Here is a 20,955-nt window from a genome sequence, read left to right as displayed (position 1 = left end):
GGTGACAAAATGAGAGTTTCAGCACAACATAATAATGCACGTATATCTGCACAAAAATGCAGATTGGTTGCAGATTTAATTCGTGGTAAAGATGTTGCCCAAGCAATTAATATTTTGACTTTTAGCCCTAAAAAAGGTGCTGCATTAGTGAAAAAAGTGCTTGAGTCTGCCATTGCAAATGCAGAGCATAATGAAGGCGCCGACATTGATACATTAAAAGTGACTACCATATTTGTTGACAAAGGTCCAAGCTTAAAACGTTTTCAAGCTCGTGCTAAAGGTCGTGGTAATCGTATTGAAAAACAAACTTGTCACATTAATGTGACAGTTGGCAATTAAGGAAAAGCAATGGGACAAAAAATTAATCCTACTGGTTTCCGTCTAGCTGTTAACAAAAACTGGTCTTCTAAATGGTTTGCTAAAACTCAGGAATTTCCTGAAATGTTAAAGCAAGATATTGATGTGCGCGAGTATTTGAAAAAACGTTTAAGCAGTGCTTCTGTGGGTCGTGTAGTTATTGAACGACCAGCTAAGTCTGCTCGAGTGACTATTCACAGCGCACGTCCAGGTGTTGTTATCGGCAAAAAAGGCGAAGATATCGAAGTGTTAAAACGTGACTTGCAGGCTTTAATGGGTGTGCCAGTTCATGTGAACATCGAAGAAATCCGTAAACCTGAAATTGATGCACAAATTATTGCTGATGGTATTGCGTCTCAACTTGAAAAACGTGTGATGTTCCGTCGTGCGATGAAACGTGCGATGCAAAATGCAATGCGTGTTGGAGCAAAAGGCATTAAGATCATGAGTTCAGGACGCTTGAATGGTATTGAGATCGCACGTAGCGAATGGTACCGTGAAGGCCGTGTACCATTACATACATTGCGTGCAGACGTTGATTATGCAACGAGTGAAGCACATACAACTTATGGTGTAATTGGTATTAAAGTTTGGGTATATAAAGGTGAAGTTGCTCCTGGACAAGTTCAGGCTCAAGTAGCTGCTCCAGAAAGAAAACAAAGAAAGGCAGGTGGTAGAAATGCTGCAGCCAACTAGACTAAAATATCGTAAGCAACATAAAGGACGTAATACAGGTGTTGCAACACGTGGTAATAAAGTAAGTTTTGGTGATTTTGGTTTAAAAGCTACTGGACGTGGTCGCCTAACTGCTCGTCAAATTGAGGCTGCTCGCCGTACCATGACTCGCCATATTAAACGTGGTGGGCGTATTTGGATTCGTGTTTTTCCTGATAAGCCAATTACAGAAAAACCAGCAGAAGTGCGTATGGGTGGCGGTAAAGGTTCTCCAGAGTACTATGTTGCTGAAATTCAACCAGGTAAAATGTTATATGAAATGGACGGTGTACCAGAAGAATTGGCTCGTGAGGCATTTAAACTTGCTTCTGCAAAGTTGCCAATCCCAACCGTTTTTGTGACTAGACAAGTGGGGCAATAATGAAAGCTTCTGAACTTAGAGCAAAATCAATTTCAGAACTTAACGAAGAGTTGTTAAGTCTTCTGAAAGCGCAATTTACATTGCGCATGCAAAATGCAACTAATCAGCTTGCTAAAACCAGTGAGCTTAAAAAAGTTCGCCGTGCTATTGCGCGTGTAAGAACGATTTTAACTGAAAAGGCGGCAGAAAATGAGTGATCAAAAAAATGTTCGCACGCTAGTTGGTAAAGTTGTGAGTGATAAAATGGACAAAACAGTGACTGTTTTGGTTGAACGTAGTGTGAAACACCCTTTGTATGGAAAAGTGATTCGCCGTTCAAATAAATTTCATGCTCATGATGAAAATAACCAATATCAAGTGGGTGATGTGGTAGAAATATCTGAATCTCGTCCTCTTTCTAAAACCAAGTCTTGGGTAGTAACTGCTTTGGTTGAGAAAGCACGTCAGATTTAGAAAAATATGAAGTAGTAAAGCTGAGGGCTTGCATATATTAAGAAATTCATGTAAGCTCTCATTTTTTTTCTTGGCCTGAAATTTATTTCAGGGTTTTCCCCTCGGGATCCAAGACTGGCTTATTAGAACCCTTGTGGTTTTGAATCAGTTATTCAAAAGAGATAAGCTAAGTTGGATGAAAGGTAATCAAAAATGATACAAATGCAGACCATGCTAGATGTGGCTGATAACTCAGGTGCTCGTCGCGTTATGTGCATCAAAGTTCTTGGCGGTTCTAAGCGTCGTTATGCCTCTGTTGGTGATGTCATCAAGGTAACAGTTAAAGATGCAGCACCACGTGGGCGTGTGAAAAAAGGTGATGTATGTAATGCAGTTGTTGTAAGAACTGCTAAAGGTGTGCGTCGTCCTGATGGTGCGTTGATTAAATTCGACGGTAATGCGGCAGTGTTACTGAATGCAAAATTAGAGCCTATTGGTACCCGTATTTTTGGTCCAGTGACTCGTGAGTTGCGTACAGAGCGCTTTATGAAAATTGTTTCTTTGGCTCCAGAAGTTTTATAAGTCAAAGGGGGACAGACGTATGCAAAAAATTCTTAAAGGCGATCAAGTTATTGTGATTGCAGGTAAAGATAAAGGCAAAAAAGGTGCGGTTATTCAGGTTTTAGACGGTAAAGTAATCGTTGAAGGTTTAAATGTTGTTAAAAAGCATCAAAAACCAAACCCAATGCGCAATATTGCCGGTGGTATTACGCTAAAAGCAATGCCTCTTGATATCTCTAACGTAGCTATTTTGAATCCAGAAACACAAAAAGCAGATCGCGTTGGTATTAAAGAAGTTGAGGAAAATGGCAAAGTTAAACGCGTACGTGTATATAAATCAAATGGCGCGCAAATTGGCGCTTAATTGGAGTAGATGATGACAGCACGTTTAAGCGATTTTTATAAAAATACTGTTGTGCCAGAAATGATGAAACAGTTTGGTTATAAAACCATCATGCAAGTTCCTAAAATTGAAAAAATTACTTTAAATATGGGTGTGGGTGAAGCTGTAGCCGATAAAAAAGTAATGGAGCATGCTGTAGGTGATTTAACTAAAATTGCTGGCCAAAAACCAGTGGTGACAGTGGCACGTAAATCTATTGCAGGTTTCAAAATCCGTGATGATTATCCGATTGGATGTAAAGTAACACTTCGTCGCGAAAGAATGTATGAGTTTTTAGACCGTTTGGTCAGCATTGCTTTGCCTCGAGTTCGTGACTTCCGTGGTGTAAGTGGTAAATCATTTGACGGGCGTGGTAATTACAATATGGGTGTGCGCGAGCAAATCATATTCCCAGAAATTGAATATGATAAAATTGATGCATTACGCGGTTTGAATATTACCATTACTACTACGGCAAAAACTGATGAAGAAGCTAAAGCACTTTTGGCTTTGTTCAAGTTTCCATTTAAAGGTTGATACATATGGCAACACTTGCATTAATTAACCGTGAAAACAAACGTACAAAATTAGTGGCGAAATATGCTGCTAAACGTGAAGAGTTATTCGCTATCATTAATAACGAATCATTGTCTTCTGAAGAGCGTTTTGAAGCACGTTTAAAATTACAATCAATTCCACGTAATGCTTTACCAGTACGCCAACGTCGTCGTTGTGCATTGACAGGTCGCCCACGTGGGACATTCCGTAAATTTGGCCTAGGCCGTACCAAGATTCGCGAGATTTCTATGCGCGGTGAAATTCCTGGTGTGGTTAAAGCAAGCTGGTAATAGGAGATTAAAAAATGAGTATGCATGATCCTATTTCAGATATGTTGACACGTATCCGTAATGCACAAAGAGCTGGAAAAGCAACAGTGTCTATGCCTTCTTCTAAATTGAAACAAGCCATTGCGCAAGTTTTAAAAGATGAAGGTTATGTTGAAAGTTTTTCTGTTTCATCTGATTCAGTTAAACCAACATTAGATATTGAATTGAAATACTATGCTGGTCGCCCAGTTATTGAGCGTATTGAGCGTGTTTCTCGTCCAGGTTTGAGAATTTATAAAGGTTCTGACAATATCCCTAGCGTGATGAATGGTTTGGGTATTGCGATTGTCACAACATCAAAAGGTGTGATGACTGATCGTAAAGCGCGCGCAAACGGTGTTGGTGGTGAACTTTTGTGTGTCGTCGCATAATAGAAGGGAGATAAAATGTCACGAGTAGCAAAAAATCCAGTGGCTGTTCCTTCTGGAGTAGATGTTAAATTTGATGCGCAAAAAATGACTATTAAAGGTAGTTTAGGGTCCCTTGATCTACCTTTAACGGATGATGTTGCAATTGCATTAGACAATGGTCAAATTACTTTTGCTGTTAATAATGATTCTAAACACGCCCAAGCGATGTCTGGAACATTAAGAGCTTTAGTTAATAATATGGTTGTTGGTGTTTCTCAAGGTTTTGAGAAAAAACTTCAATTGATTGGTGTGGGTTATCGTGCTCAAGCACAAGGTGATGCAGTTAATTTATCTTTAGGCTTTTCTCATCCAGTTGTACATAAAATGCCTGAGGGCGTAACTGTACAAACACCTTCTCAAACCGAAATTATTATTAAAGGTGTTGATAAACAAAAAGTAGGTCAAGTCGCTGCAGAAATTCGTGCTTATCGTTCTCCAGAGCCTTATAAAGGTAAAGGTGTGCGTTATGTTGATGAAGTGGTTGTACTTAAAGAGACCAAGAAAAAATAATTGAGGCCATCAAATTATGGATAAAAGTATTTCTAGGATCCGTCGAGCACGCAAAACTCGTGCCAAAATTGCGGAACTGAATATGGTTCGTTTATGTGTTTTTCGCAGTAATAACCATATATATGCTCAAATCATCAGTGCTGAGGGTGATAAAGTTTTAGCTCAGGCTTCAACTGTACAAGCTGATGTAAAAGGGCAGGTTAAGTCTGGCGGAAATGTTGCTGCAGCTCAATTGGTAGGTAAAGCAATTGCTGAAAAAGCCAAAGCTGTAGGTGTTGATAAAGTAGCTTTTGATCGTTCTGGTTTTAGATACCATGGACGTGTAAAAGCTCTTGCTGAAGCCGCGCGTGAGCATGGTTTAAGCTTCTAATTTGTGGAGTGATCATAATGGCAAAACATGAAACTGATGATCGTGGTGATGGCTTAGTTGAAAAAATGGTCTCTGTTAACCGCGTAACAAAAGTGGTTAAGGGTGGTCGTATTATGGCTTTCTCTGCATTAACTGTGGTAGGTGACGGTGATGGTCGCATTGGTATGGGTAAGGGAAAATCAAAAGAAGTTCCTGTAGCTGTACAAAAAGCGATGGATCAAGCACGTAGAAATATGGTGAAAATTCCTCTTAAAGACGGTACGATTCATCATGCAGTAGTGGGTAAACATGGTGCAACAACAGTGTTTATGCAACCTGCTAAAGAAGGTAATGGTATTAAAGCTGGTGGTCCTATGCGTTTGGTTTTTGACGCGATGGGTATCCATAATATTTCTGCTAAGGTGCATGGTTCAACTAATCCTTATAACATCGTTCGTGCAACATTAGATGGTTTAAATAAAATTTATACACCATCTCAAATTGCTGCAAAACGCGGTTTAACAGTAGAAGAAATTTTGGGAGAGTGATATGTCAAAAAACGCAAAAACTCTCAAAGTAACTTTAGTAAAGAGTTTAATTGGACGCATCGAAGCACATAGAGCCTGCGCTCGTGGTTTGGGTCTGAAAAAACGTGAACAGACGGTAGAAGTTTTAGATACGCCTGAAAATCGTGGCATGATCAATAAAATTAGCTACCTATTAAAAGTTGAGGACTAATTATGTTATTGCATACTATTCAACCAGGTGTTGGTGCAACACATGCTAAACGTAGAGTAGGCCGTGGTATAGGCAGTGGTCTTGGTAAAACTTGTGGGCGTGGACATAAAGGTCAAAAAAGTCGTTCAGGTGGTTTTCATAAGGTAGGTTTTGAAGGTGGTCAAATGCCTTTACAACGCCGTTTGCCTAAGCGTGGTTTTAAATCTATGTCTGCTCCTTTTGTTGCCGAAGTGCGTTTGCATGAACTTGCTTTGTTGCCTGTAGAAGAAATTGATTTGTTGGCGTTAAAACAAGCAGGTATCATACCAATGCAAACATTAACTGCAAAAGTGATTTTATCAGGTCAAATTGATAAAGCAGTGAAGTTAGTTGGAATCAAAGCAACTAAAGGTGCTAAAGCTGCAATTGAAGCAGCTGGCGGTAGCTTAGTTGAATAATAGAGGCATAAACTGTGGCTAATAATACTTCCGCAACTGGATTGGCTAAGTTCGGCGATTTAAAAAGCAGATTACTGTTTCTGATTGGTGCACTGATCGTTTTTCGTATCGGTGCACATATTCCTGTACCTGGAGTAGATCCTTTACTTTTAGCAAGAGAGTTTGAAAGTGCTAAAGATGGTATTCTGGGTATGTTGAATATGTTTTCAGGTGGTTCTCTTTCTCGGTTTTCGATATTTGCGATCGGGATTATGCCCTATATTTCAGCCTCCATTGTTGTGCAATTGGCATCTGAAATTATTCCTTCTTTAAAGGCTTTAAAAAAAGAAGGTGAAGCAGGAAGAAGGAAAATTACCAAATATACTCGAATAGGAACAGTTTTATTGGCAACAGCGCAAAGTTTTGCTGCAGCTGGCTTGGTTTTATCTAGACCAGGACTTGTTGTTATCTCTCCTGCTGAGTTTTATTTGTCATGTACAGTGAGTTTGGTGACGGGTACCATGTTTTTAATGTGGCTAGGGGAGCAAATTACTGAACGTGGTGTAGGTAATGGTATTTCTTTGATTATTTGTACAGGTATTGCTGCTGGTGTGCCTGGTGCAATTGGTCAGTTACTAGAGTTAACCAGTAAAGGTGCTATACAGTTACCTGTGGCAATTTTGTTGCTTGTAGGTGCTTTAGCTGTTACTTTTGCTGTTGTTTATATAGAAAGTGGCCAAAGGAAAATTCCGGTACATTATGCTAAACGTCAGGTTGGTAATAAAATTATGCAAGGGCAGAGTACACATATGCCTTATAAGCTAAATATGGCTGGTGTGATTCCTCCTATTTTCGCTTCAAGCATTATTTTGTTTCCATCCACCATTCTTGATTGGTTTGGTTCAATTGATTCATTGTCTTGGTTAAAAACAGTTTTTAGTTATTTTGCGCCAGGACAACCGTTGTATTTGTTGTTATTCTCAGTAGCAATTATTTTCTTCTGTTATTTCTATACAGCTCTGACTTTTAATCCAAGAGATGTTGCAGATAATTTGAAGAAAAGTGGTGCTTTTGTTCCTGGCATTCGTCCAGGTGAGCAAACATCTAAATATATTGAGAAGGTGATTTTGAATCTGACTTTTTATGGTGCAATTTATATCACAATCGTTTGTATTTTGCCTCAGTTATTGGCCCAAGGTTTTAATTTGCCATTTTATTTTGGTGGTACATCGTTGTTGATTATGGTTGTTGTCACTATGGATTTTAGAACTCAAATTGCTTCTTATATGATGAATCATCAATATGAACATTTGATGAAAAAAGCGAACTTTAGAAATACTTCAGGAAGTGCTAGGTAAGTTGATGGCTAAAGAAGATACAATACAAATGCAAGGCGAAATTATAGAAATGTTGCCTAATGCAACTTTCCGAGTACGTTTAGAAAATGATCATGAAGTTTTGGGGCATATTTCAGGGAAAATGCGTATGCACTATATTCGTATTTCTCCAGGTGATAAAGTAACTGTTGAAATGACCCCTTATGATTTAACTCGTGCTCGAATTGTGTTTCGCGCTAAATAATTTATTGAAAGGATCGTTGCTAAATGAAAGTTCAGCCTTCTGTTAAAAAGATTTGTCGACACTGCAAAGTGATTCGTCGAAATCGTGTGGTTCGTGTAATTTGCACAGACCCACGCCATAAGCAAAGACAAGGTTAGTTTATTTAACCTTAGTTTTATGTTAATATTTATTGTTTTGCTCTGAAGGAAAAATTATGGCCCGTATTGCAGGGGTAAATATCCCTAATAATGCTCATGCTGTAATCGGCTTACAAGCTATTTACGGTGTTGGGAGTACGAGAGCTAAATTGATTTGCCAAAATGCAGGTGTTAATCCTGCTGCTAAGGTAAAAGATTTAACTGATGCTGAGCTTGAAGCTTTACGTGATCAGGTAGCTCAATTTGAAGTAGAAGGTGATTTACGTCGCGAAGTAACCATGAGCATCAAGAGATTGATGGATATGGGATGTTATCGTGGCTATCGTCACCGTCGTGGTTTGCCATGTCGTGGTCAACGTACTCGTACTAATGCGCGTACTCGTAAAGGCCCACGTAAAGCAATCGCAGGTAAGAAGTAATTATTTAAGGATAGAATAAATGGCTAAAGCAAACACAGCTTCTCGTGTACGCAAAAAAATTCGTAAAACCGTTAGTGAAGGTATTGTTCACGTTCATGCATCGTTCAATAATACCATCATTACTATTACCGATCGTCAAGGCAATGCATTATCTTGGGCTACCTCTGGCGGTGCTGGTTTTAAAGGTTCTCGAAAAAGTACACCCTTTGCTGCTCAAATTGCAGCTGAGGCTGCTGGTAAAGTTGCCCAAGAGTATGGTGTAAAGAATTTAGAGGTTCGTATTAAAGGCCCTGGACCTGGCCGTGAATCATCTGTTCGTGCGCTTAACGCTCTTGGTTTTAAAATTACCAGCATTACTGACGTAACGCCCATTCCTCATAATGGCTGTCGTCCACCGAAGAAACGTCGTATTTAATAAATTTGGAGTTTAAGAGTTATGGCACGTTATATTGGTCCTAAGTGTAAATTAGCACGTCGCGAAGGAACAGATTTGTTCTTGAAAAGTGCGAGAAGATCACTTGATTCAAAATGTAAGATAGATACCCCTCCAGGTCAGCATGGTGCTAAAAAAAGCCGTTTGTCTGACTATGGTTTACAGTTAAGAGAAAAGCAAAAAATTCGCCGTATTTACGGTATTCTAGAACGTCAATTCCGTCGCTATTTTGCTGAGGCAGAGCGTAGAAAAGGTTCTACTGGCGAAAATTTATTGCAACTTTTAGAGTCTAGATTGGATAATGTCGCTTACCGTATGGGTTTTGGCTCTACTAGAGCAGAAGCTCGTCAATTAGTGACACATAAGGCACTGTTGGTAAATGGGCAAGTTGTAAATATCCCTTCTTACCAAGTTAAAGCAGGCGATGTTGTTTCTGTTCGAGAGAAGGCAAGAAAACAAGTTCGTATTCAAGAAGCACTGGCGTTGGCTGCTCAAATTGGTTATCCAGAATGGGTGTCAGTTGATGCTCAAAAAATGGAAGCGACTTTTAAAAACATGCCTGAGCGTTCAGAGCTGTCTGGTGATATTAATGAGCAGCTTGTTGTCGAGTTCTACTCTAAGTAATCATTAGATAAGTTAAGGATATCGGTATGCAAAATAGTGCTTCAGAATTTTTAAAACCACGTTTAATTGACGTAGAGCCTCTTTCTGCTACTCGAGCTAAAGTCGCAATGGAACCTTTTGAACGTGGCTTCGGTCACACACTTGGTAATGCTTTGCGTCGCATTTTATTGTCATCAATGAATGGTTTTGCACCTACAGAGGTAACCATCTCTGGTGTTTTGCATGAGTATTCCGCAATTGAAGGTGTGCAAGAAGATGTTGTTGATATTTTGCTCAATTTGAAAGGTTTAGTATTTAAGTTACATGGCCGTGATAAGGTTATTGTTTCTTTGAAAAAAGAAGCTGCAGGTCCAGTATATGCTTCTGATATTGAACTTCCTCATGATGTTGAGTTGGTAAATCCTGATCATGTGATTTGTCATTTAGCCACAGGTGGCAAGATTGAAATGCAAATTAAAGTTGAAAAGGGACGTGGATATCAACCTGTTTCTAGCCGAAAAAATGCAGATGATAATAGTGAAATTGGTACCATATTAATGGATGCAAGTTTTTCTCCTGTTCATTATGTTAATTTTTCTGTTGAGTCAGCTCGTGTTGAACAAAGAACCGACTTGGATCGTTTGGTTTTAGATATTGAAACAAATGGTGTCATTGAGCCTGAGGAGGCTGTACGTACTGCGGCACGTATTTTGATTGATCAGATGTTCATATTTGCTGATCTTGAAGGTACGCCTGTTGAAGAAGTGGTTGAAAAAACACCACCTATTGACCCTGTTTTATTAAGACCTGTCGACGAACTTGAGTTAACTGTACGTTCTGCTAATTGTTTGAAAGCAGAAGATATTTACTACATCGGCGATTTAATTCAACGTACAGAAACAGAGCTTCTAAAAACACCTAATTTGGGTCGAAAATCTTTAAATGAAATTAAAGAGGTTTTGGCATCAAAAGGGTTGACTTTAGGGTCTAAGTTAGAAAATTGGCCACCTGCAGGGCTTGAAAAACCTTAAGCATTTGGATTAAAGGATTGAAAATGCGTCATCGTAATAGTAATCGTAAATTAAATCGTACCAGTAGCCATCGTTTGGCTATGCTTCGCAATATGGCAAACTCATTATTGCAACATGAGCAAATCGTAACGACTTTACCTAAAGCTAAAGAATTGCGTTCAGTTGTTGAACCATTGATTACTTTAGGCAAAAAACCTTCTTTGGCTAATCGTCGTTTAGCATTTAATCGTACACGTGATCGTGATGTTGTGGTTAAATTGTTTGATGAGCTAGGCCCTCGTTTTGCTGCTCGTAATGGTGGGTATGTTCGTATTTTGAAGTATGGTTTCCGTCAAAATGATAATGCTCCTTTAGCTCTTGTAGAGTTAGTTGAGCGTGCGCCTGAAGTTGAAGCTACAGAGTAATTTGGCTTTACTTTTGGATTTTGAAATTTTAAAAACCCTACATAATTATGTAGGGTTTTTTGTTTACTTGTTAAGTAGGCGTCTTATTGTGCAATGCACATTGATATAGATAATATTCAGACAGTGTTGCTCCAGTTACTTTATTTGATAAGAATTTAAATAATTGTGCTAAGTCCTGATATAGTTTTTCGATATCTTCATGTGTTCTAAATGTGGGGCTACCAGAAGGCATAAACTCTGAAGAGTGCAGCATAAATTCAAGATAGTCTGAGCCACTGTTTAAAACATCTTGGCTCAATTGCATCATTTGTTTTAGATTGTTTTTTTTGGGACGTAACCATAAAGTACTATTCGGTTTGTGCTTGCCTTGTAATTTATGCAATATATTTTTTAAATTTTGTATTGTTGGAGTGTACTTATAGCGAATGCTCATAGGAACTTGGAGGAGTGAACTCTCCCCACTTTGCATGGTGTCAAGATCCATAAAATATGCCTGCTGAGGAAAGGTACTGTAGTCTGTTCCACCCAATCCTAATGGTGCACCCATCGTACTAGACCAATTGACACATGGTGTCACAGAGCAATCAACCCAGTAGTTATATTCACTTAGTAGATGTAGATAGCGTTTATCTAATGCCCATCGGCCTGCTCGGTGTGTCTTCATTGGCGTTGAGAAAGTATCTTCTAATAATTTATGCAAATAGTCGAATTTATCTTTCATTTGTTGATCAGGATAATCAATTAGATAGGTTTTGTAGGTATAATCATCATCAGTTATTTGATGTATAGGAGGGTTATTCCATGCGTGTAAGTGTGTCCCAATTTCTCCTGTTCCACGATTGATAATGTCTTTGCCAAATTGGATGAAATCATGATCTTTTGCCATTTCATAATTAGTAAGATAATTCACTTTAAAGTGGTATTGTTCACATAAATTTTGAAAACGGGTAAGAAACTGGGCATTTTGAGTTGTGATATTATGGTCGTTTTGCCAAAGGTTATCACCTTCAGTATCGATCGTAATTAGGAAATAAGGTGTTGTCATCATATTTGTTTGCAAAGATTTTTGATTAAATTTTAAAAAATAAGGTATTAATTATAATAGGTTTATATAATGTCTGCTCAAAATCCTCAACCGAAGCGTATTTTAATAATTAAATTAAGACATCATGGAGATGTTTTGCTGATGACTCCGTTAGCAACACAGTTAAAAAAACAGTATCCAGATGCACAAATAGATGCGTTAATTTATAAAGAAACGATAGATATTTTAAAATTTAACAATGATTTCCATCAATTATATTCAATAGATAGGGGTTGGAAAAAATTAGGGTTGAGAATGCATTTGTCTTTAGAACTGGAATTATTAAGGGTTTTGAAGCATAATTGCTATGATTTGATTATTCATTTGACAGAAAGTTGGCGTGGGGCATTGATTTGTCGATTTTGTCGGCCAGTAAAAAGCATCTCAATTGATTATCCTCGTCGTAAGGGATATTGGTGGAAACATTCATTTACGCATCTGGTTAAATTACATCATGAACACACTGTTTTGACTCACCTAAGGGTATTAGAACCACTAGATATACCCTATTCAAACAATGTGCCATTAAAGTTATTGGTTGCCAATAAAGATGCAGTTTGTGTTCAGCAAAAATTAAAAGAATTAGGTTGGCAAAAAGAACCGTTTATTTTGATTCATCCAGGTGCTCGTTGGGCATTTAAATGTTGGGATGATGAGAAAATGGCCAAACTTATTCGTTTGTTGTTGAATGATGGCGGGAGCGTGGTTTTAACTGGTGCTCCGAATGAGTTTGAGCAAACTATGATTTCGAATATTAAACAAAAGATGCAATTAACGAAAAAGGATAAATTATTCGATTTGTCTGGTCAATTAAGTTTATCAGAATTAAGTGCTGCTATTGCTCAGTCTGTTTGTTTTGTTGGGGTTGATTCTGTACCTATGCATATGGCTGCTGCCTTATCTATAAAAGGAGTTGCTTTATTTGGTGCGACTAAAATAGATATTTGGGCTCCTTGGAGTGACTCTATTAGGGTGATTGATGCCAGTGAATATGGCCAAATCCCTGAACCAGATAGTATTGATACAAATACATCAATGAGGTATTTAAGTTGTATACCTGTTCAAGTTGTTTATCAGGAAGTGTGTAAGGCAATAAAAAATATTTAAAGAAGATATTTTTTGTGAGCTGTTATGATATTTTATTAATTAAATAAGGTAAATACGTTTAAATTGATTTTTATATTTATATCATGTGTTGTTTTTTATAATTGATTAAATGTAATGAATTGATTTTAAATTACGATTTCAAATTATATGAATATTCTTTATGAAGAAAATGGGCAGTTCAAAGTTGCTACAGTTGTCTCTAAGGCTGAAGCTTCGTATCAGGTTGATACACAATATGGCAAGCGGGTTAAGGTAAAGACATCTCAGGTTTTTTTCTCTTTTCATGAAGATCTAGAGTATTTTTTAGATCAGGCGAAGGAGATCGAAAAAGAAATTGATATTGATTTTTTATGGGAGGCTGCAGGTGAGGATGAGTTTGACTCAGAAGTTTTAACAAGGGAATATTTTGGCAATACTTTTAATGTGACACAAGCTGCGGCACTATTGATGAAAGTTTATGCATTTCCCATCTACTTTTATAAAAAAGGAAAAGGGCGATTTAAAGCTGCGCCAGCACAAACACTTCAAGCAGCAAAATTGGCTATTGAACGCAAGCATCAAGAAAAGATACAAAAAGAAGAATGGGTTAAGGAACTTTTATCTGGGAAGGTGCCTTCTGTTGTTGCTGATGATATTATGCGTATATTGCATATGCCTGATAAGCAGAATATTGTGCATCAGGCGTTTTTAGAAGCGGCAGACCAACAAAAAAAATCGCCACTTGAATTTGCCCAGAAATTGAATTTGGTATCTTCCATACATCAGTATATGCTTGAAGGGTTTATTCTAAAAAATTTTTTAGGAACGCTAGATTTTCCTGATGTAGAAGCAATTAATTTGCCTAATTTACCCGTTGCGGATGTTTTGGCTTTTTCAATTGATGATGAGAGCACGACGGAAATTGATGATGCATTTTCTTTAACTTATTTAGATAATGGTGTTATTCGATTAGGTATTCATATAGCTGTCCCTACTGTTGCAATTGAACCAGATTCAAAAATAGAACGATTGGTTTTTGAACGACTGAGCACAGTATATTTTCCAAGTAATAAGATCACCATGTTACCAGAAAAATGGATTGATGCATTCACGTTACTTGAAGGCAATAAATGCCCCGCAATCAGTTTATATGTTGATATTGATGAGGGTTTCAATTTTTCTAATGAAACTACCTGTCTAGAATATGTATTTGTTCAGTCTAATTTAAGGATTCAACAATTAGAGCCTATTTTTAATGAAATATCTATTCAAAATATTGAGCAGTTACCTGACTTTGATTTTAAGAAAGAATTGCTTTGGTTATATAAATTAGCCATTCATTTAGTCAAACAAAGAGGTAAATATAAAGAAGATGCTGTTATTCAGTATGATTATTCAATTGATGTAGATGAGACAGATCAGGTCAGTATTGTGAAACGTGCCAGAGGTTCTCCCATAGATTTATTGGTTAGTGAATTGATGATTTATTCCAATGTATATTGGGCTGGTTTATTAAAGATTCAACAGCTACCTGCCATCTTTAGAGGACAAACGACAGGCAAAGCTCGATTATCTTCAGAAGCCATTGAGCATCAAGGTCTGGGCGTTGATCAATATGCGTGGTTTACTGCGCCACTAAGAAGGGCATGCGATTATGTGAATCAAAAGCAATTATTGTCTGTCATAAGTGCGCAGCCAGTACGGTTTAAACCTAAAGATATACAAGTGTTTAGTATTATTCGCTCTTTTGATACAGCTCATGCCGTTTATATGACCTTTCAGCAGGAAATGGAACGTTATTGGACATTACGTTATATAATGCAAGAAAAAATTAACACTGTTAATGGTGTTTATATAAAAGAAGGTTTAGTCCGTTTGAATAACTTACCTTTAGTCTGGAAAATAGAAGAGACTCCTGAACATTGGGTGGGCAGTAAATTCAAATTTAATATTATTCAGTTAGATATTTGGCAACAAAAACTTATATTGAAACCTGTATCAATAGATCAAAGTGAATAAGTGATTGATTGCCGTTTTATTCTTTAGAGGATAATTTGTATGACAAAAATTGCTTACTTTTATGATGAAAAATTCTTGAATCATAGGACAGGGAATCATACTGTTATTGGTAGTAAAGATAAGATAACATTGGGGCGAAATTTTGATAATCCTGAACCTTTAGGGTTATCGCATACCTTATTGAGTGCCAGTGGTATTTTATCATCGTTAAACCATTACCCAACCTTTCCTGCTACTAATGATTTGCTGCAATTGGTGCATTCTCATAGTTATATTACTGCTTTTCAAAAAGCCTGTAATGAATTAGATGAGGGTGTTTTTGCAGATTTTGATCCGCTTGTTAATCAGCAAAACCATCCTAATATCATTTGTCAACATACTGAGGCAGTAGCTCGTTTAGCTGTTGGCGCTGCTTGTCAGGCGGTTGATACCATTTTTTCAAAAGAAGCTAATTTTGCCTATGTGTTGTCTCGTGCAGCAGGCTCACACGCTGGAGTAGATTCTCCAATAGGCTATTCGTTTTATAATAGTACCGCTATTGCTGCGCGATATGCCCAACGAAATTATCAGGTAGGTAAAATTGCGATTATTGATTTGGGTGCAATGCATGCTAATGGTGTGCAAGAGGCTTTTTATCAAGATGAAGATGTGTTGACTATATCTATTCATCAGGCAGGAAATAGTTTGGTTGGCAAAGGTAAAAGTGGAGAGGTTGGTTTGGCTTCGGCAGAAGGTAAACACATTAATATTCCATTGCCTATCGGTTCAACTGTAGAGGCTTATAAGCTTGCTTTGACAAAAATTGTGTTTCCTGTCATGAATGAATTTGCACCTGACTTAGTCATTGTATCAATAGGTTCAGATGCTGCTTTTTGTGATCCAATGGGACGAATGCTGTTAAAAAGGGAATCCTTTTATCGATTAACAAAAATGATTTCTTTGTATGTGGAAGAATTTTGTCGAGGACGTTTGATTGTCTTGAATGGTCGTGGTTTCAGCTCTAACTATACACCCTTATGTGTGTTAGGGGCGGTAGAAGGATTGCTTGGTAAACGAACAAAAGTATTAGATGCTTTTGATAATGATGAAGTTATTGTTGAGCCATTATTAAATTTTGCAATAGATGATGTGATTAAAAAACATACTTTTTATTGGGATAGTTTATCTGTAACAGTAAGATGATGTATTGATGATTTAAATGAGTGTTTGACAGTAAGTGTTTTTCTATATATTGAGAGACACTTACTTTTTACGTTTTAAAAGCATTTTTATTGAATGTCTAGAAACAAAAAACCCGCTTTAAACAAAGCGAGTTTCTTTAAGTTGCTTAAAAACTTAAGCAGCTTGTATGTTAGAAGCTTGTTTACCTTTTGGGCCGTTTACAACATCGAAACTAACACGTTGACCTTCTTTTAAGGTTTTAAAACCGTTCATATTAATCGCAGAAAAGTGAGCGAACAAATCTTCACCGCCTTCATCTGGAGTAATAAAACCGAAACCTTTAGCATCATTGAACCACTTGACGATACCTGTTGACATGAAACATCCTATACAAAAAAAACAAGGCCTGGTGGGGCCGAAAAACACAGCTGAATTAATGGGAAACACATAAAGTGACACCAGAAATTCAAGCATAGCACCAGATTAACGTTTTACGCTTGTTATATGGTATCGTCAAGTGGATATTGTTATTTTTTATTAGAATACTTGAAATTTTAACAAAATCACCTCATTTAATAAAAAATATTTTAAAATTGGACTTTATGAATATTCAACAAAAAATACAGATTACAGAGGATCCTGTAAAGCAAAAAATAGTACCACCAAAGAAGTATAAGGTGCTGTTATTAAATGATGATTTTACACCAATGGACTTTGTGGTGATGCTGCTAGAGGACATTTTTTTTATGTCTGAAGAGCGTGCTATGGCCATCATGTTGACTGTTCATCATAGTGGGCAAGGATTGTGTGGTATTTATGTCAAAGATATTGCACAAATGAAGGTAAATCAGGTAGTCTCTTTAGCTAGGGCCAATGAATATCCTTTGCAATGCATAATGGAGGAAGAAGAATGATCGCTCAAGAATTTGAAAAGAACCTGCACCATTTATTTACCAGTGCAAAACTAGGTAGACATGAGTTTGTTGGTGTAGAACACCTGCTTTTGGCTGTCATAGATAATTCTTCTGGCAAAGATGCATTACTGGCATGTGGCGCAGATTTATCTATTTTGTCTCAACAGTTAACCCAGTTTATTGAGGAGAATATCCCTATTGTGCCTGAAGAGTCAGGTAATGATGTTGATATTCAGCCTACTTTAGGGTTTCAAAGGGTCATGCAAAGAGCTATTATTTATGCGCAATCTGCAGGGGTAGCTGAAGTAAATGGTGCGCAAGTATTGGTGGCTATTTTCGCAGAAAAAGATTCTCATGCTGTTTATTATTTAGGCCAGCAAAATATTACTCGTTTAAATATAACTGAGTATTTAACCCACGGTCAGGCTAATTCTTCATCAGACCCAAATAATGTGAGTGATGAAGAACGTAGCCAAGAAAACAGTAGTGCCTTAGACAGTTTTACACAGAACCTGAACCATAGGGCAAGAATGGGTAAAATAGATCCATTGATTGGCCGTCAGGAAGAGCTCAATCGGGTGATTCAGGTTTTAAGTCGGCGTCGTAAAAATAATCCTTTGCTTGTTGGTGAAGCGGGTGTAGGTAAAACTGCTTTGGCTGAAGGGCTAGCCTATAGAATAGAGTTTGGAGAGGTTCCTGATGTTTTGAGTAATGCTGTGGTTTTTTCTTTGGATTTAGGCTCATTATTGGCTGGGACTAAGTACCGGGGAGACTTTGAAGCACGATTAAAAAAAGTATTAAAGGAAATTACTCAGCATGAACAGGCAATTTTGTTTGTTGATGAAATTCATACCATTATCGGTGCAGGAAGTGTGTCTGGCGGTACAATGGATGCCTCGAATTTATTGAAACCTGCTTTATCAAATGGTTCTTTACGTTGTATTGGTGCAACCACATATAATGAATATAGAACGATTTTTGAAAAAGACAGTGCATTGAATCGCCGCTTTCAGAAAATTGATATAGGTGAACCAACTGTATTGCAAACAGTAGAAATTTTAAAAGGGTTAAAGCCTCATTTTGAATCACATCACCTAGTGAAATATACACCAGCTGCTTTATTAGCAGCAGCAGAGTTATCAGCAAAATTCATTAATGATCGGTTTTTACCTGATAAAGCGATTGATGTGATTGATGAAGCAGGTGCTGCCCAGAAAATTTTACCAAAATCAAAACAAAAGAAAACGATTGGTAAACATGAAATTGAAGAAATTGTGGCAAAAATTGCCCGTATACCACCAAAAACAGTGTCTCACGATGATAGGCAAGCACTTCGTTATTTAGAGCGTGATTTAAAAAGTGTTGTGTTTGGTCAGAACGAAGCAATTGAAAGTTTGGCCGCAGCCATTAAAATGGCTCGCTCTGGCTTAAATTTGCCCAATAAGCCCATTGGTTCTTTTTTGTTCTCTGGCCCTACAGGGGTAGGCAAAACAGAAGTAGCCAAACAGTTAGCCTATAGTTTAGGTGTGACGCTTCTGCGTTTTGATATGTCAGAGTATATGGAGCGTCATGCTGTTTCTCGTTTGATTGGTGCGCCGCCAGGATATGTTGGTTTTGAGCAGGGTGGGTTATTGACTGAACAAGTGAATAAACACCCATTTAGTGTGTTGTTATTAGATGAGATTGAGAAAGCGCATCCTGATATTTTCAATATTCTCTTGCAGGTAATGGATCACGGTACTTTAACTGATAATAATGGTCGTCAAGCTGATTTTCGCAATGTTGTGGTGATTATGACAACAAATGCTGGGGCTGAAGCTTTATCAAAACCCAGTATTGGATTTACTGGGAAAAAAGCAGCTGGGGATGAAATGGCGGATATTAATCGTCTGTTTAGTCCAGAATTTAGAAATCGATTAGATGCGATTATTCCATTCGCTCCACTGAATGAAGAGTCTATTATGCGTGTTGTGGATAAATTCTTATTACAATTGGAAGAGCAATTGTTAGATCAGAAGGTTGAAATCAGTTTCAGTGCCGCAATGAGAGGTTATCTGGCCAAAAATGGATTCGATCCACAAATGGGGGCTCGTCCAATGAGTCGATTGATTCAAAAAACCATTCGTAAAGCTTTAGTAGATGAATTGTTATTTGGACAATTGACTAATGGTGGTGAAGTGATGGTGGATTTAGATAAAGACAACCAAGTGGTTTTAGTATTTAACCAAAAAAGCGCATCTAAAAAAGCCCCTGCTGCTTTATAAACAACTTGATAAAAAAGCCTGAAGTAAGATTCAGGCTTTTTTATGCAAATAGATTCAATTCGTTTTCTGCGTATTGGATCATTTTTTTGTATACAGTTTCAGGTAAGTATTTTTTGATGACCTCTTGCCAGCCTTCTGGGCCAATCATGCCTTTGACCATTGTTGAGGATACTTCTGCAAATTCTCTGGGGGGCATTAAGAAAATAGTGGAAATGTCTGGTTGTAAATCGGAGTTAATATAACGCATAATGCGTTCATATTCATAGTCTGCGGCGCTTCTGATCCCTCTGATGACATAAGGTGCATGGATATCTTTTGCGTAATTCACCAAAAATTTCTGGTCTAAAATGGTGACAGAAACGCCTTTAAATTCTTTGACTATTTCTTCGAGCATTTGTACTCGTTCTTCAACACTAAATGTGGTTTTTTTTTCAGGATTTAAACCAACCGCAATGGTTAAGTCATCAAATAAGGTGCTGGCTTTTTGAATCATCCATAAATGACCATTGGTTGGTGGATCAAAGCTGCCAGCATAAACAGCAGAACGTTTATTTGTAGAGGAGGTCATAAAATTTTAATGAGGCCATTTTAAGTTATGGTGGATAATAGTATAACTGAAAGTATGATGTGATTAATACTTTATTGTGAAACAGTGGCTATTTTATAAGCCCAGAAATATTTGTGTTATCAAAATTAGGCGCTATTGTGCTCAATCGAAAGTATTTGACAGGTTTAGGAAAATTTATGGCACGTTTTTTAGTTATTTATACTGGCGGTACAATTGGTATGAAAATGGGTGAGCAAGGGTTAGCACCAGATAGAGATACTGTTATTCATGCGTTAGACGGGTTTAAAAGTCAAATGGATTTTGATTTGCATCTATGTGATCCTTTGATTGATTCTTCAGCCATTACTTTACAACATTGGTTTGATTTAATTGAGTTGATTCGTGAATGTCATCAACAATATATGGGTGTCTTGGTGATTCATGGTACAGATACACTGGCATATACTGCCAGTATACTCACCTTTTTTTTACAAGATATTGCCAAAAAAATTGTGTTAACTGGGGCGCAATACCCATTAGGCCACCCAAATTCAGATGGCTTGATCAATTTGCAAAGGGCGATTGATGTTCTCATCAAAACAGATATTCAAGATGTGTTGATTGTATTTGGCGACAAATTATTAAAAGGAACAGACGCAACAAAAGTGGATACTGTCTCTTACGGAGCATTTGATGCTGTTTTTGAGTCTCCTTTGGGGATTTTTTCTGAAGAGGGTTTACTGTTGACTGACCAAAATCGATTGATACAAAAACCTGATGATATTCTGGCACAACCGAAAAAATTAAATGTTCAATTAAAAATTGCCACGTATATATTAACACCAGGTATTAACAGTACATTAATTGCTCATAGTTTATTGAATGAACCAACACATGCTGCTATTTTGCTCAGTTTTGGTAATGGTAATATCCCACAAAGCCCTGTCTTAATACAAGCCATTACTCAATACACTCAAACAGGGCGTGTATTGATGAATAAAAGTCAGGTTTTTAAGGGCGTAATGAATGATGTTTATGCGCAAAGTTCCGCTTTATATCAAGCTGGTGCCAAAATGGCAGGTAATGTGACATTAGAGGCATTAATGGCAAAATTATTGTTTGAGTTATCTTAAG

32 protein-coding genes are annotated in these 20,955 nt (G+C 37.4%); 29 read left to right on the top strand and 3 right to left on the bottom strand.

Features of this window, described 5'->3' with window-relative positions:
- The first annotated feature begins 9 nt into the window (after window positions 1-9).
- The 23 genes from rplV to rplQ all read left to right on the top strand — a co-directional run bounded on the left by rplV (window position 10) and on the right by rplQ (window position 10,746).
- The gene (gene rplV, locus AADH04_RS06390) at window positions 10-339 is read left to right on the top strand and encodes a 50S ribosomal protein L22 (RefSeq protein ID WP_434779409.1); all 330 of its coding nucleotides are present in this window, start codon (window positions 10-12) and stop codon (window positions 337-339) included.
- Window positions 340-348: 9 nt separating this feature from the next.
- Window positions 349-1,053 carry a 30S ribosomal protein S3 gene (gene rpsC, locus AADH04_RS06385; protein ID WP_434779408.1) on the top strand — a complete coding sequence of 235 codons (705 nt, stop codon included), beginning with the start codon at window positions 349-351 and terminating at the stop codon, window positions 1,051-1,053.
- The gene (rplP, locus tag AADH04_RS06380; RefSeq protein WP_434779407.1) at window positions 1,037-1,453 is read left to right on the top strand and encodes a 50S ribosomal protein L16; all 417 of its coding nucleotides are present in this window, start codon (window positions 1,037-1,039) and stop codon (window positions 1,451-1,453) included. The genes rpsC and rplP overlap by 17 nt, the downstream gene beginning before the upstream one ends.
- Entirely contained in the window at window positions 1,453-1,650 is a 198-nt protein-coding gene (gene rpmC / locus AADH04_RS06375) for a 50S ribosomal protein L29 (protein WP_434779406.1), read from the top strand. Before rplP ends, rpmC begins: the two co-directional genes overlap by 1 nt.
- The gene (gene rpsQ, locus AADH04_RS06370) at window positions 1,643-1,906 is read left to right on the top strand and encodes a 30S ribosomal protein S17 (protein WP_434779405.1); all 264 of its coding nucleotides are present in this window, start codon (window positions 1,643-1,645) and stop codon (window positions 1,904-1,906) included. The genes rpmC and rpsQ overlap by 8 nt, the downstream gene beginning before the upstream one ends.
- 192 nt (window positions 1,907-2,098) lie before the next feature.
- Window positions 2,099-2,467, top strand: coding sequence for a 50S ribosomal protein L14 (rplN, locus tag AADH04_RS06365; protein WP_434779404.1), 369 nt, complete (start codon window positions 2,099-2,101; stop codon window positions 2,465-2,467).
- A gap of 19 nt (window positions 2,468-2,486) precedes the next feature.
- The gene (gene rplX, locus AADH04_RS06360; RefSeq protein ID WP_434779403.1) at window positions 2,487-2,810 is read left to right on the top strand and encodes a 50S ribosomal protein L24; all 324 of its coding nucleotides are present in this window, start codon (window positions 2,487-2,489) and stop codon (window positions 2,808-2,810) included.
- A gap of 12 nt (window positions 2,811-2,822) precedes the next feature.
- Window positions 2,823-3,365, top strand: a complete 543-nt coding sequence (rplE, locus tag AADH04_RS06355) for a 50S ribosomal protein L5 (protein WP_434779807.1) — start codon at window positions 2,823-2,825, stop codon at window positions 3,363-3,365.
- Window positions 3,366-3,370: 5 nt separating this feature from the next.
- Window positions 3,371-3,676, top strand: coding sequence for a 30S ribosomal protein S14 (rpsN, locus tag AADH04_RS06350; RefSeq protein ID WP_434779402.1), 306 nt, complete (start codon window positions 3,371-3,373; stop codon window positions 3,674-3,676).
- A gap of 14 nt (window positions 3,677-3,690) precedes the next feature.
- Window positions 3,691-4,086 (top strand): 30S ribosomal protein S8, encoded by a 396-nt coding sequence (gene rpsH / locus AADH04_RS06345; protein WP_434779401.1) that lies wholly within the window; start codon window positions 3,691-3,693, stop codon window positions 4,084-4,086.
- 15 nt (window positions 4,087-4,101) lie between these two features.
- Window positions 4,102-4,635 carry a 50S ribosomal protein L6 gene (gene rplF / locus AADH04_RS06340; protein ID WP_434779400.1) on the top strand — a complete coding sequence of 178 codons (534 nt, stop codon included), beginning with the start codon at window positions 4,102-4,104 and terminating at the stop codon, window positions 4,633-4,635.
- A gap of 16 nt (window positions 4,636-4,651) precedes the next feature.
- A complete protein-coding gene (gene rplR / locus AADH04_RS06335; protein ID WP_434779399.1) occupies window positions 4,652-5,005 on the top strand; it encodes a 50S ribosomal protein L18 in 354 nt (117 codons plus the stop codon).
- A 17-nt stretch (window positions 5,006-5,022) separates the two neighbouring features.
- A complete protein-coding gene (rpsE, locus tag AADH04_RS06330) occupies window positions 5,023-5,532 on the top strand; it encodes a 30S ribosomal protein S5 (protein WP_434779398.1) in 510 nt (169 codons plus the stop codon).
- Between the two features lies 1 nt (window position 5,533).
- Window positions 5,534-5,722 carry a 50S ribosomal protein L30 gene (gene rpmD, locus AADH04_RS06325; protein ID WP_434779397.1) on the top strand — a complete coding sequence of 63 codons (189 nt, stop codon included), beginning with the start codon at window positions 5,534-5,536 and terminating at the stop codon, window positions 5,720-5,722.
- Between the two features lie 2 nt (window positions 5,723-5,724).
- Window positions 5,725-6,159, top strand: a complete 435-nt coding sequence (gene rplO, locus AADH04_RS06320; protein WP_434779396.1) for a 50S ribosomal protein L15 — start codon at window positions 5,725-5,727, stop codon at window positions 6,157-6,159.
- Window positions 6,160-6,173: 14 nt separating this feature from the next.
- Window positions 6,174-7,496, top strand: coding sequence for a preprotein translocase subunit SecY (gene secY / locus AADH04_RS06315; RefSeq protein ID WP_434779395.1), 1,323 nt, complete (start codon window positions 6,174-6,176; stop codon window positions 7,494-7,496).
- 4 nt (window positions 7,497-7,500) lie between these two features.
- A complete protein-coding gene (gene infA / locus AADH04_RS06310) occupies window positions 7,501-7,719 on the top strand; it encodes a translation initiation factor IF-1 (RefSeq protein ID WP_434779394.1) in 219 nt (72 codons plus the stop codon).
- A 23-nt stretch (window positions 7,720-7,742) separates the two neighbouring features.
- Complete coding sequence (rpmJ, locus tag AADH04_RS06305) at window positions 7,743-7,856, top strand: 50S ribosomal protein L36 (protein ID WP_434779393.1); 114 nt, start codon at window positions 7,743-7,745, stop codon at window positions 7,854-7,856.
- A 56-nt stretch (window positions 7,857-7,912) separates the two neighbouring features.
- Window positions 7,913-8,275 (top strand): 30S ribosomal protein S13, encoded by a 363-nt coding sequence (rpsM, locus tag AADH04_RS06300; RefSeq protein ID WP_434779392.1) that lies wholly within the window; start codon window positions 7,913-7,915, stop codon window positions 8,273-8,275.
- Between the two features lie 19 nt (window positions 8,276-8,294).
- Window positions 8,295-8,690, top strand: a complete 396-nt coding sequence (gene rpsK, locus AADH04_RS06295; RefSeq protein ID WP_434779391.1) for a 30S ribosomal protein S11 — start codon at window positions 8,295-8,297, stop codon at window positions 8,688-8,690.
- Between the two features lie 21 nt (window positions 8,691-8,711).
- Window positions 8,712-9,332: a 30S ribosomal protein S4 gene (gene rpsD / locus AADH04_RS06290; protein WP_434779390.1), complete on the top strand. Its 621-nt coding sequence runs from the start codon at window positions 8,712-8,714 to the stop codon at window positions 9,330-9,332.
- Window positions 9,333-9,358: 26 nt separating this feature from the next.
- Window positions 9,359-10,342, top strand: coding sequence for a DNA-directed RNA polymerase subunit alpha (locus AADH04_RS06285; protein ID WP_434779389.1), 984 nt, complete (start codon window positions 9,359-9,361; stop codon window positions 10,340-10,342).
- 23 nt (window positions 10,343-10,365) lie between these two features.
- Window positions 10,366-10,746: a 50S ribosomal protein L17 gene (gene rplQ / locus AADH04_RS06280; RefSeq protein WP_434779388.1), complete on the top strand. Its 381-nt coding sequence runs from the start codon at window positions 10,366-10,368 to the stop codon at window positions 10,744-10,746.
- Window positions 10,747-10,816: 70 nt separating this feature from the next.
- Here rplQ and AADH04_RS06275 read toward each other — a convergent pair whose 3' ends face one another.
- Window positions 10,817-11,794, bottom strand: coding sequence for a hypothetical protein (locus tag AADH04_RS06275; protein ID WP_434779387.1), 978 nt, complete (start codon window positions 11,792-11,794; stop codon window positions 10,817-10,819).
- A gap of 66 nt (window positions 11,795-11,860) precedes the next feature.
- Here AADH04_RS06275 and rfaQ point away from each other — a divergent pair, with 66 nt between their 5' ends.
- The 3 genes from rfaQ to AADH04_RS06260 all read left to right on the top strand — a co-directional run bounded on the left by rfaQ (window position 11,861) and on the right by AADH04_RS06260 (window position 16,117).
- Entirely contained in the window at window positions 11,861-12,937 is a 1,077-nt protein-coding gene (gene rfaQ / locus AADH04_RS06270) for a putative lipopolysaccharide heptosyltransferase III (RefSeq protein ID WP_434779386.1), read from the top strand.
- Window positions 12,938-13,084: 147 nt separating this feature from the next.
- Window positions 13,085-14,935, top strand: a complete 1,851-nt coding sequence (locus tag AADH04_RS06265; protein ID WP_434779385.1) for a ribonuclease catalytic domain-containing protein — start codon at window positions 13,085-13,087, stop codon at window positions 14,933-14,935.
- Window positions 14,936-14,974: 39 nt separating this feature from the next.
- Complete coding sequence (locus AADH04_RS06260; RefSeq protein WP_434779384.1) at window positions 14,975-16,117, top strand: hypothetical protein; 1,143 nt, start codon at window positions 14,975-14,977, stop codon at window positions 16,115-16,117.
- 153 nt (window positions 16,118-16,270) lie between these two features.
- Here the strand turns inward: AADH04_RS06260 and AADH04_RS06255 are convergent, their stop codons facing one another.
- Window positions 16,271-16,474, bottom strand: a complete 204-nt coding sequence (locus tag AADH04_RS06255; RefSeq protein ID WP_434779383.1) for a cold-shock protein — start codon at window positions 16,472-16,474, stop codon at window positions 16,271-16,273.
- A 224-nt stretch (window positions 16,475-16,698) separates the two neighbouring features.
- Here AADH04_RS06255 and clpS point away from each other — a divergent pair, with 224 nt between their 5' ends.
- On the top strand, window positions 16,699-17,010 hold the full coding sequence (gene clpS / locus AADH04_RS06250; protein WP_434779382.1) for an ATP-dependent Clp protease adapter ClpS: 312 nt from the start codon (window positions 16,699-16,701) through the stop codon (window positions 17,008-17,010).
- Window positions 17,007-19,274, top strand: a complete 2,268-nt coding sequence (gene clpA / locus AADH04_RS06245) for an ATP-dependent Clp protease ATP-binding subunit ClpA (protein WP_434779381.1) — start codon at window positions 17,007-17,009, stop codon at window positions 19,272-19,274. Before clpS ends, clpA begins: the two co-directional genes overlap by 4 nt.
- A gap of 40 nt (window positions 19,275-19,314) precedes the next feature.
- Here clpA and coaD read toward each other — a convergent pair whose 3' ends face one another.
- Window positions 19,315-19,842: a pantetheine-phosphate adenylyltransferase gene (gene coaD / locus AADH04_RS06240; protein WP_434779380.1), complete on the bottom strand. Its 528-nt coding sequence runs from the start codon at window positions 19,840-19,842 to the stop codon at window positions 19,315-19,317.
- Between the two features lie 176 nt (window positions 19,843-20,018).
- Here coaD and AADH04_RS06235 point away from each other — a divergent pair, with 176 nt between their 5' ends.
- Window positions 20,019-20,954, top strand: coding sequence for an asparaginase (locus AADH04_RS06235; RefSeq protein ID WP_434779379.1), 936 nt, complete (start codon window positions 20,019-20,021; stop codon window positions 20,952-20,954).
- Window position 20,955: the final 1 nt, after the last annotated feature.

This window comes from Neisseria sp. Ec49-e6-T10, assembly GCF_051132615.1.
In the GTDB taxonomy this organism is placed as follows: domain Bacteria; phylum Pseudomonadota; class Gammaproteobacteria; order Burkholderiales; family Neisseriaceae.
This window is presented reverse-complemented; position numbering and strand designations above follow the sequence as displayed.